A 7472-nucleotide genomic window follows, 5' to 3' on the forward strand; every position below is an offset into this window, starting at 1 on the left:
GCCGAGACCGATAGATCTGAGTCTGGTAGATGCGCAGCAGGCCAGAAGGGTGCTCGACAGATTGGTAGGATATCAAATAAGTCCTCTTTTATGGAGAAAGATACGACGAGGCTTGAGCGCCGGACGTGTACAATCCGCAGCGTTAAAGATAATTTGTGACAGAGAAAATGAGATAAAAAAATTTAAGCCTCAGGAATTTTGGACTATTACAGCTGAGTTTGAAAAGGAGAAAAATTTTATAGCAAAACTCGTAGAGTTTAAAGGAAAAAAGCTTTTAATTGAGAACAAAGTTCATAACGATGAGATATTGGCAGTTCTTAAACAGGGAAAATATATAGTAAAGGATCTTGAAGAAAAAGATAGGATGAGAAGAGCTGCTGCTCCGTTTACAACCAGCAGCCTTCAGCAGGATGCTGCCAATAAACTTAATTTTTCAACTAAAAAGACCATGATGATAGCACAGCAGCTTTATGAAGGTGTTGAAGTAAAAGGCAGAGGAACCATAGGCCTTGTATCGTATATCAGAACGGATTCGGTGAGAATATCGGATGAAGCAAGGGCTGCATCCAGAGAATTTATCATAAATTCTCTGGGAGAAAAGTATTACGGAGGTAATATATATAAAAATAAAAAAAAGGATGTTCAGGATGCTCATGAGGCTATAAGACCAAGTTATGTAGAACTTGAGCCGGAAATCATAAAAGATTCTTTGAGTAAGGATCAGTTCAAGCTGTACAGCCTTATATGGAACAGGTTCGTCGCCAGCCAGATGGCGCCTGCTAAATTCAAATCTGTAAATGCTGTCATAGAGAACGGTGAGTATGACTTTAAAGCAGTCGGTTCAAAAATGCTCTTTGACGGATTTCTTAAAATTTACTCATCTGCAAAAGATGATGAAGAGGACAGGCTTCTTCCTGACATGTCAAAGGGGGAAGAGTTAAAAGCTGTAAATGTGGAAGGTCAGCAGAATTTCACACAACCTCCGGCAAGATTTACAGAAGCCAGTCTTGTTAAAGATCTTGAAGAAAAAGATATAGGTCGTCCCAGCACATATGCTCCTATCGTGGCGACTCTCATAGATAGAAAATATATTTCAAAAGAAAAAAAATCATTGATTCCTACAGAGCTTGGGTTTATAGTAACTGATATGATGGAGCAATATTTCAAAGAGATAGTAGACACAGGTTTTACAGCTCAAATGGAAGAAAATCTCGATGATATAGAAACAAAGGGTGTCAGATGGAAATCTGTAATTGAAGGATTTTATGATACTCTCAAAGATGAGCTTCAGATTGCTGATGAACAGATTGAAAAGGTTGAGTTCAAAGAGGAACCGACAGGTGAGCTTTGTGAAAAATGCGGCAAACCTATGGTTATCAAACATGGACGCTTTGGAGCATTTGCGGCATGTACAGGATATCCGGAATGTAAGAATACAAAGCCGATCGTTCAATCTATCGATGTCAAATGTCCCGAATGCGGCAAAGATATAGTTGCCAGAAAAAGTAAAAGAGGAAGACTTTTCTATGGGTGTAGCGGGTATCCTGAGTGTACTCAGGTTTTTTGGAATAAGCCGGTAGATAAGAAATGTCCGAAATGTGGCTCGCTTCTTGTGGAGAAAAAAAGTAAAGATAGCAAATATGCTTGTTCTAACAGTGAGTGTGATTACAAAGAATAAAGGCATCAGAGTCCTGTTATGAATTATGAAAAAGGAGGTAAATATGGTACAATTTCATGCAACAACAATTGTGGCAGTAAAGAGAGGACCTGACGATATCTGCATAGGCGGAGACGGACAGGTGACAATGGGAGAAACCGCCATTATGAAAAATGGCGCGAAAAAAGTAAAAAAAATATATAAGAATACTGTAGTTACGGGCTTTGCGGGGTCTGTAGCTGATGCTTTTTCGCTTACAGAAAAGTTTGAGAGCAAACTGGATGAGCACGGAGGAAATTTAAAGAGAGCTGCGGTGGCTCTGGCTCAGCTTTGGCGTTCGGATAAAGCCATGAGAAATTTGGAAGCACTGATGATAGTGGCTGATAAAGAAGATATGCTGGTGCTTTCCGGGACGGGAGAAGTTATTGAACCTGATCAGCCGTTTGTAGCTATAGGTTCGGGAGGTAATTATGCATATTCAGCCGCTAATGCACTTTACAACAACACAGATTTGGGTGCGGAAGAAATTGTGAGAAAATCATTGGAGATAGCGGCGTCCATATGTGTATACACCAATGATCATATTTCTGTAGAAAAATTATAGGAGGTGAAGTATGGCCAATAAACTTTATCAGATGACGCCTAAAGAAATAGTAGGCGAACTGGATAAATATATAATAGGGCAAGATGAAGCAAAAAAATCTGTAGCCATCGCTTTGAGAAACAGATACAGAAGAAGCTTGCTTTCAGAAGAGATGCGGGAGGAAATAACCCCTAAGAATATTTTGATGATGGGGCCTACAGGATGCGGTAAAACAGAGATAGCCAGAAGGCTTGCGAAACTCATGGATGCACCATTTGTCAAAGTGGAAGCGACTAAATTTACTGAAGTGGGCTATGTGGGACGAGATGTGGATTCGATGGTCAGAGATCTGGTTGAAGCATCTGTCAGAATTACGAAACAGGCCATGTTGGAAGAAAAATATTCTGTTGCCGATGAGATAGTAGAAGAAAAAATCATAGAAGCGATAATACCCGGCAAGAAGAAATCCGCTTCCAATAATCAAAACAGAGGACCATTTGATTTTATATTGGGAAATACAGGGTATCTTACTCAGAAAGAACAGTATGAACAGCAGAAACAGGCAAGCGATGAAAAAGATCAACAGCCTGATATGCTGGCAAGAGAGCAGGTTAGACAGCAGCTTAGGGAAGGGCTGCTGGAAGAGCAGTATATAGAGATACAAGTAACTGATGCTCCTAAGACAAACTCATTAGATATGGGAAATGAAGGTATGAGCATAGCCATCGGAAATATTTTCGGTGATATGGCGCCTAAAAAGATGAAAAATAAAAAAGTGAAAGTCAAAGATGCGAGAAAGATCTTAAGAGAGGAAGAGGCCCAAAATCTCATAGATATGGATCAGGTGACGGATGATGCATTGCAGAATGCAGAACAGAACGGGATAATTTTTATAGATGAGATCGATAAGATAGCCTCCGGATCCAGTTACAGAAGCGGAGCAGATGTTTCCAGAGAGGGCGTTCAAAGAGACATTCTTCCTATAGTTGAAGGAAGTGTGATAAACACTAAACATGGACCGGTAAAAACAGATCACATACTATTTATAGGCGCAGGTGCATTTCATACGGCGAAGCCTACAGATTTGATACCTGAACTTCAGGGGCGTTTTCCTATAAGAGTGGAACTTGAGAATCTTGATAAAGATACTTTTGTCAAGATACTGACAGTTCCTGAAAACGCACTTCTAAAACAACATAAAGCATTACTTGAGACTGAAGGCATAGAAATAGAATTTACAGAAGAGGCTATTGATGAGATTGCCACCATGGCATTTTTAATGAATGAGCAGACAGAAAATATAGGAGCAAGAAGACTGCATACTATATTGGAGAAACTGCTGGAAGATATATCCTTTAATATTCCGGACATGGATGAAGAAAAGATCACGATAGACCAGCAATATGTAAAAGAAAAATTTGCTGAGAAGATACATCCGGATGATATAGATAAATATATACTGTAATCATTTTGTTTATGGTTAAACTCCATAGAAATCCGCGAACTTTCAGATGGCTATGGAGTTTCGTTATGTTGGTGCGATAACGATATAAGCAAGAAAAGTTGTAGAAAAACAGCAGGTTTGTGTTAGTTGTGTGAAAATACAATACTTTTTTGAAAAATCAAAAAAATCGTTGCTTTATTGAGGGAAAATATATATAATACTATTAAATATGTAAAAAAATTCAAATCTAAACAGATGAGGTAATAAAATGAGCGATATTTTAAAGAAAATAAGAAGATTGAATTGGATGCTACAGGAAAGCCCTACAGGAGCGTTTTCATTCGACGAAATGTGCAGACTTATGAGTGAATTTATGGATGCCAACGTTTATATAACAAACAGAAACGGCAAAGTTATCGGCGTGGGCTATAAAATCAAATCTGACAGTGTTGTAATGACTGATACGGAAAAAGGAACAAAAGTATTTCCGGAAGAATATAATGAAGAACTGATGAGAGTCAGAGAGACTACTGCCAATTTGTCTGGCGAAGAAGCTCTTAAAATCTTCAAATATGATTATGACACATCGGACAAGCTGCACACTATAATCCCTATTCTGGGAGGCGGCAAGAGATGGGGAACGTTGGTTCTTACCAGATATTCACCTTCGTTTTCGGAGGAAGATCTTGTCATAGGAGAATATGGCGCTACGGTTGTAGGTATGGAGATACAGAGAAAGAAATCTCTTGAAAGAGAAGAAGAAGAAAGAGAAATCGCAATGGTACAGATGGCTATAGGGACTCTTTCCTATTCGGAAATCGAAGCCGTTCAACAGATTTTTGCTGAACTTGATGGAGATGAAGGACTGCTGGTTGCAAGTAAGATTGCGGACAGATCAGGAATAACGAGATCTGTTATAGTTAATGCTTTAAGAAAACTTGAAAGCGCCGGCGTAGTGGAATCAAGATCTTTGGGAATGAAGGGTACGAGAATCAAAATTACTAATTCCAAATTTAAAGATGAACTGAATAAAATGACTATATAAGAATAAAAGATAACAAAAACTCTTGTTTTGCATATTATGTAAAGCAGGAGTTTTTTTATATTTGGTTAAGTATTTCATTCTTCTGTATTGGAGGAGATTATGGCCAGAAAAAGATTCAAAAAAAGACGCAGCATCTGGAAAGGCGCGTCTATAGGAATGATTATTACAGCATTCATCTGTATTGGGGTGTTTATATGGATTAAAACTGTAGTGGAGCCTAATTTGGAAGAGGTTTCTAAGATGAGAGCAGAAGTTCTCGTTTCAAGAGCCGTTAATAAAGCTCTTACAGAGCAGTTTCAAAAAGAAGGAGGACAGGATGAGCTGTTCATAGTTAAAAAGAATGAAGAAGGAAAAACTGAGATGGTTCAGGCAGATTCCATGGCTATAAATGTGCTGATGACACAGCTTACTGCTAATCTGCAAAAGTCTTTTAAGAGTATGGATGAAGAACCTCTCGAAGTACCGATAGGTACGCTTATCGGAAGTAAACTGTTTTCGCAGACGGGACCATCTATGGACCTCAAAGTGGTTCCCACAAGTGTACTGTCAACTGATTTTAAAACGGAATTTGAATCTAAAGCCATAAATCAGACAAAATATAAGATATACATAATTCTTAAATGCAGGGTAAAAGTGATGGCGCCGTTTTGTTCAAGTACGTTTAATACATCCAGTACTATACTCCTTGCAGAGACTGTGATACTGGGAGAAGTTCCTGATAGTTTCGTACAGGTGCCTAAAGAAGATATTTTAGATGTAACATAAACAAAAGTATGGTAATATAATGTCATGCTTAGATTTAATGATAGTAACGAAATAATTACAGAAGAATATAAAGCCATACTGGTGGGGATACAGATTGAAGAAGATGTTTCCTATTCAATGGATGAGCTGGAAGGACTTGCAGAAGCAGACTCTATAGAAGTATCCGGCCGTATCATACAGTCTCTGGAAAAACCAAACACTGCCACACTGATAGGTAAGGGCAAGGTTGAGGAGCTTGCGCAGATGTGTTCCAATATGGAGATAGATATGGTAATATTTAATGAGGAACTTTCCGGAGTGCAAATGAGGAATCTTGAAGATTCTATCGGTGTCAGAGTGATAGACAGGACTATTCTGATTCTCGATATATTTGCCGACCGGGCGATATCTAAAGAAGGAAAACTACAGATAGAGCTTGCGCAACTTCAATATAGGATGCCAAGACTTACGGGATTCGGTAAATCATTATCCCGTCTTGGAGGAGGGATCGGGACAAGAGGTCCCGGTGAAAAAAAGCTGGAGACCGACAGACGTCATATATCTAAGAGGATTGATGATATAAAAGCTGAGCTTAAGAAAGCTGCAAAAAACAGACAGACGCAGAGATCAGGGCGGGAAAAGTCACATATACCCGTTGTTGCTCTGGTGGGATACACAAATTCCGGAAAATCGGCAGTTATGAATAAGCTTCTTGCTATGACTGATAAGGAAGAAAAAACAGTTTCATCACAGAACATGCTTTTTGCCACACTGGATCCTCAGCACAGAAAGATTTCCGTTGAAAACGGGAGTGAATTTATTCTGATAGATACTGTGGGTTTTGTAAGTAAACTTCCTCATAGTCTGGTAGAAGCCTTTAAATCTACCCTTGAAGAGGTCAAATACGCGGATCTTCTCATACATGTGGTGGATAGTTCTTATGATAACAGAGATTTTCAGATAGAGGTTACGGATAAGGTTATAGATCAACTGGGGGCCGGCAGTAAAAGAAAGCTTATGGCATATAATAAAATAGATATTGCTGAGGAGCTTCCCCTGGATGTCAGCGGCCATGATGCAGTATATATTTCAGCAAAAACAGGAGAAAATATGGAGCTGCTGCTTTCTTCCGTAAAAGAGAAGATTTTCGGGAAGCGGATTCATGCTGTGCTGTTAATTCCGTATGACAGAGGTGCAGTCACATCATATTTGTGTGAAAATGCAGAGATTATATCTATGGAATATGAAGCTGAGGGAACATTAATTGAAGGAAGATTTGACCGTAATGATTATGAAAAATATAAAAGTTTTACAAAAGATGGAGAAAAGTAACCATGGAGCTTTATAAAACAGTCCGAGCGGAAGCAGAGGCAGAGCAGATAATAGAAAAATCAAGATTTATAGCCCATGTAAAGCCTGTTGTTTCAAAAGAAGATGGCGATGAATTTATTGATTTGATCAGAAAACAATATAAAGATGCTACCCATAACGTACCTGCCATGGTGATAGGAGATAAGTTTCAGATACAATGGGCCAGTGATGACGGGGAGCCTCAGGGGACGTCAGGAGCGCCTATTGTTCAGATGCTGGTCAAAGAGGGGATTACTGATATTGCCGTAGTGGTTACCAGGTATTTCGGCGGGATAAAGCTGGGAACAGGCGGGCTGGTAAGAGCGTATACCAGCAGCACTAAGCTTGGCTTGGAAGCGGCGGGTGTATGCCGAGTGTGCGAGATTTGCTTCATGAAGGTAAAAACGGATTACACGTTTCTTGCGAAAATACAGAATTTATCTGTTGATAGAATAGATGACAGAGAGGGTTTTATGGTAGGTAAAATACAATATAGCGATAAGATCATTATTGATATAATGGCTTTACCGGAATACAGGAATAATGTTGTGCTTCTTCTGTCAAATATGACATCCGGAACGGCAGAAATATTGGATGAAAAAATAATTAAAGAAAAAATTTAAAAAAATGTTGACATATTAGAGAACAT

The 7472-nt window shown here is 39.0% G+C and carries 7 protein-coding genes; all 7 read left to right on the forward strand.

Features of this window, described 5'->3' with window-relative positions:
- A partial coding sequence (topA, locus tag ACLR96_RS09720) for a type I DNA topoisomerase (protein WP_412265792.1) occupies nucleotides 1–1678 on the forward strand: 1678 nt, incomplete at its 5' end.
- A 43-nt stretch (nucleotides 1679–1721) separates the two neighbouring features.
- Nucleotides 1722–2261 (forward strand): ATP-dependent protease subunit HslV, encoded by a 540-nt coding sequence (gene hslV / locus ACLR96_RS09725; protein ID WP_177269215.1) that lies wholly within the window; start codon nucleotides 1722–1724, stop codon nucleotides 2259–2261.
- Nucleotides 2262–2271: 10 nt separating this feature from the next.
- Entirely contained in the window at nucleotides 2272–3705 is a 1434-nt protein-coding gene (hslU, locus tag ACLR96_RS09730; RefSeq protein WP_177269218.1) for an ATP-dependent protease ATPase subunit HslU, read from the forward strand.
- A gap of 247 nt (nucleotides 3706–3952) precedes the next feature.
- Entirely contained in the window at nucleotides 3953–4729 is a 777-nt protein-coding gene (gene codY, locus ACLR96_RS09735; protein WP_412265795.1) for a GTP-sensing pleiotropic transcriptional regulator CodY, read from the forward strand.
- Nucleotides 4730–4828: 99 nt separating this feature from the next.
- Nucleotides 4829–5494, forward strand: a complete 666-nt coding sequence (gene yunB / locus ACLR96_RS09740) for a sporulation protein YunB (RefSeq protein ID WP_177269222.1) — start codon at nucleotides 4829–4831, stop codon at nucleotides 5492–5494.
- Nucleotides 5495–5518: 24 nt separating this feature from the next.
- A complete protein-coding gene (gene hflX, locus ACLR96_RS09745) occupies nucleotides 5519–6805 on the forward strand; it encodes a GTPase HflX (protein ID WP_177269224.1) in 1287 nt (428 codons plus the stop codon).
- 2 nt (nucleotides 6806–6807) lie between these two features.
- Nucleotides 6808–7446 (forward strand): YigZ family protein, encoded by a 639-nt coding sequence (locus ACLR96_RS09750; protein WP_177269226.1) that lies wholly within the window; start codon nucleotides 6808–6810, stop codon nucleotides 7444–7446.
- The last annotated feature ends 26 nt before the right edge of the window (nucleotides 7447–7472 follow it).

The sequence above is a fragment of the Lentihominibacter sp. genome, assembly GCF_046951855.1.
Lineage (GTDB): Bacteria > Bacillota > Clostridia > Peptostreptococcales > Anaerovoracaceae > Lentihominibacter > Lentihominibacter hominis.

What these genes read in the sequence shown, in the direction of transcription:
- hflX (WP_177269224.1), top strand. Translation starts at nt 5,519, where the DNA reads ATGCTTAGATTTAATGATAGTAACGAAATAATTACAGAAGAATATAAA.
- codY (WP_412265795.1), top strand. Translation starts at nt 3,953, where the DNA reads ATGAGCGATATTTTAAAGAAAATAAGAAGATTGAATTGGATGCTACAG.
- hslU (WP_177269218.1), top strand. Translation starts at nt 2,272, where the DNA reads ATGGCCAATAAACTTTATCAGATGACGCCTAAAGAAATAGTAGGCGAA.
- hslV (WP_177269215.1), top strand. Translation starts at nt 1,722, where the DNA reads ATGGTACAATTTCATGCAACAACAATTGTGGCAGTAAAGAGAGGACCT.
- yunB (WP_177269222.1), top strand. Translation starts at nt 4,829, where the DNA reads ATGGCCAGAAAAAGATTCAAAAAAAGACGCAGCATCTGGAAAGGCGCG.
- ACLR96_RS09750 (WP_177269226.1), top strand. Translation starts at nt 6,808, where the DNA reads ATGGAGCTTTATAAAACAGTCCGAGCGGAAGCAGAGGCAGAGCAGATA.